The sequence below is a fragment of the Pseudomonadales bacterium genome, from assembly GCA_013215025.1.
Taxonomy (GTDB): domain Bacteria; phylum Pseudomonadota; class Gammaproteobacteria; order Pseudomonadales; family DT-91; genus DT-91.
This window is the reverse complement of record JABSRR010000234.1, coordinates 1-3,236: the sequence shown is the minus strand read 5'-3', so window position 1 is coordinate 3,236 and position 3,236 is coordinate 1. Positions and strand designations below refer to the sequence as shown.

Annotated in this window: 3 protein-coding genes; 1 reads left to right on the top strand and 2 read right to left on the bottom strand. The window is 43.6% G+C overall.

Translation table 11 applies throughout. From position 1 onward, the window contains the following. The coding region (cysE, locus tag HRU21_12300) for a serine O-acetyltransferase (GenBank protein NRA43070.1) at window positions 1–760 on the bottom strand (760 nt) is incomplete at its 3' end. A gap of 89 nt (window positions 761–849) precedes the next feature. Here cysE and HRU21_12295 point away from each other — a divergent pair. Next, a complete protein-coding gene (locus HRU21_12295; protein ID NRA43069.1) occupies window positions 850–1,263 on the top strand; it encodes a DUF350 domain-containing protein in 414 nt (137 codons plus the stop codon). Between the two features lie 7 nt (window positions 1,264–1,270). On the opposite strand, the gene HRU21_12290 is transcribed toward HRU21_12295, so the two are convergent. After that, window positions 1,271–3,236: MMPL family transporter (locus tag HRU21_12290; GenBank protein ID NRA43068.1), on the bottom strand; the 1,966-nt coding region annotated here is incomplete at its 5' end.

The window sequence follows — 3,236 nt, the reverse complement described above, 5'->3', positions numbered from 1 at the left end:
GGTTCATTTCAAGTGCGGGTGACTCTGACTGAGGTTTACCTATGATTTGTGCAGGTACACCCGCTGCTGTGGTATGTTTGGGTACATCTTGTAATACCACTGAGCCTGCACCAATTTTGGCGCCTTCGCCAATATGAATATTACCCAAAATTTTTGCACCAGCGCTAATCAATACGCCGTCAGCCACTTTTGGGTGACGATCGCCATCTTCTTTACCGGTTCCGCCAAGGGTGACAGATTGCATAATTGACACATTATTGCCTACTACACTGGTTTCACCAATTACTAAGCCGGTTGCGTGATCGATCATAATGCCGCAGCCAAGTTTCGCGGCTGGGTGAATATCAACGCCAAAAATCATCGAGATACGATGTTGAAAGTATAAGGCCAATGACGTGCGCTGATTTAACCACAGCCAATGAGCGATACGATAGGCTTGCAAAGCTAAAAAACCTTTGGAGTATAAAAACGGTGTTGAAAAACGGTGGCACGCAGAATCGCGTTCATACACAGCCTGAATGTCAGCGCGGACGGCGGCAATGACTTCAGGTGCTGCTGACAGCGCTTCGTCAATCACTTCGCGAATCAGTATGGCAGGTGTCTCATGGCAATCTAATTTGTTCGCGAGATGGTAACTTAATGACGCTTCTAAAGTTTCGTGCTTGAGTATTGTGGCGTGTAGGAAACTGGCCAAGATTGGCTCATTACGCACATCAATCTCAGTTTCTTCACGAATAGACTGCCAAATATTATCACTCATTAACAATTGCCATAATTTTGAAAAAAAACAATATTTAATTATATACTCAAGCAAACCATGGATAAAACGATAACTCAGGAATAATCTCTATGATCGAGCAAATTGAAATATATCTGCTAGGGCTACCCGCATTTTTTTCATACTTTGCCATAGGCGCCATATTATTACTGTTGTATATCACCATTTATAATGCGGTAACGCCGCTGAATGAGTGGCAATTAATTCAGGCGAATGATACTGCAGCAGCCATAGCACTTGCCGGCAGCATAGTGGGTTTTTGCTTGCCGCTCGCTTCTGCTATTGAAAATGCGCAAAGTTATACCGACTGTTTATTGTGGGGAGTGATAGCGCTTATTGTGCAGTTAGTGGCGTTTTTTGTGGTACGTATGTTTTTGCCAAGGTTGGTCGAACGCCTCAAGACCGGTGAGATTGCAGCCGGTATCATTCTTGCGGCCATATCCATCAGCGTCGGCATGTTAAATGCAGCCAGTATGACTTTTTAATCGCTAGTTAATTTTCGCCATTGCGATGCTTGCTTTTTGCACCTATCAGTAAAATTGCTGGCAGCATAAACAAATCAAAAAACAGCGCAATCGCAATCGTAATTGAGCTTAATAAACCTGTTTGTTGATTCAGCTGAAAATCGGAAAAGGCTAGAATAAAAAAGCCTGAAACCAAAATGATAGTGGTTGAAATAATCGCCACACCTACGGTCGATAGCGTTTCTTCGATAGCCTCAAAGCGTGTTGCTGACTTTTCCCGTCTAGCACGCAGATACTTTGATAAAAAATGGACGGTATCGTCAACTACAATACCCAGCGTGCTGGCGGCAATGGCAGATGCTACCATGCCTACTTTGCCGACAATCAGGGCCCAAATGCCAAACATTAAAATAACCGGCAAACCATTAGCCAATATGCTAATCAGCGCTAATGGCAACGAGCGAAGCAATAGCAGCATAATCAGTCCGATAGACAATACGGCGATCACATTGCCGACCATCATAGATTCAACATTACGTTTAGAGATGTAAGAAAACATAACTGCTGTGCCAGTCGCTCTACTTGGTTCAGCTACCTGCCAATGTTGTTTTTGCCACTGGTGAGCGCGATCATTGAGATTTTGTAATTCAACTGATGAGATGGATTTTAAGATCGCAGTCATACGAGTTTCAGATTTATCAATGCTGATTCGATTTTGTAGGTCTAAGCCTCGTGGTAACGACAGTTCATACAATAATAAAAATTGCGCAGCTGCTTCAACGGTATCTGGAACCTGAAAAAAACTAACATCCTCATTATGCATATTACGATTTAAGCGCTTAATAATATCGCTATGGCTATAAACATGCTTTACCTCATCTTGTTCTCTCAGCCAATTCGCAAAGCGTTCAATGTTTTCTAGATACAGCGGTTGATTAATGCCGTCAGCTTCGCCACTGCTAAAGCTGTATTCAATAGTGTAAAGGCCACTTAGATTTTCAGTGGTGAAATCTGCATCACGCCTGAATTCAATGTCTGGGCTAAAGTATTTAATAAATTCGTCGTTAAGTTCGATATGTGTTGAGCTGTAAATTAAGCTTGCGCTAAGCAAGCCGCCAATGATTAAAATCGATTGGTGTTTACGACCAATCCAATCCGCTAAAGCAACAAGATAAGATCTATTTTCAGCTTTTGGTGTAGGTTGCTTGATCGGTAAAATGCTTAAAATGGCCGGTAAGAAGCTCAGCGATAATAACCACGCAAAGATAATGCCGATCGCGGTGATGTTGCCAAGATGCCAATACGGTGGTGCGTCGGAGAAATTCAGGGTAAGAAAACCAATGATAGTGGTGACGCTGGTTAGCGTAACAGGTACTAAGTTCACGCGTAAGCTTTCAATAATGGCCTGATGTTTATCGCCATTTTTCGCATAACTGGCTAGCATGCTAACTATGATATGAATACTGTCCGCAATCGCCAGAGTCATGATGATAGTGGGGGCTGAAACTGCAACTGGGCTTAGCGGTATACCTAAGCTGCCAGCCAGCCCCATGGCTGAAAGGCAGGAAAATAAAATAACCAAAAGCACGCTTACTGTAGACCAGAAGCTACGCAGTACGATAATGCTCATAATGATGAGTACCGCATACATTGCGGGAACTAAGCTTTTGAGATCGTTGATACTGGCTTCAGAGAAAGCATTATTGAGCATGATTACACCTGATAGCGCTAGCTTAAGTTCAGGGTGTCGCTGTTGAATTTGATCCGCCAGCTCTCGCATCGCATTGGCAACTTGCGGGTTTTCATCCAAGCTGAGTTCTGGAAGGTTGACTGTCACCGCAATTGCGGTCGTGCTGCCATTCGTCGAAATTAAGTTGCCCCGCAGTGTGTCTTCAGCAAGCGCAATATCCAGCTTTTGCTCAAGTTCCTCAGCGCTGAGCTGCTCGGCAAATTCAACCAGGTTTTCTACGATGAGGTCATCGTCTTCGCTAAAG

What these genes read in the sequence shown, in the direction of transcription:
- HRU21_12295 (NRA43069.1), top strand. Translation starts at nt 850, where the DNA reads ATGATCGAGCAAATTGAAATATATCTGCTAGGGCTACCCGCATTTTTT.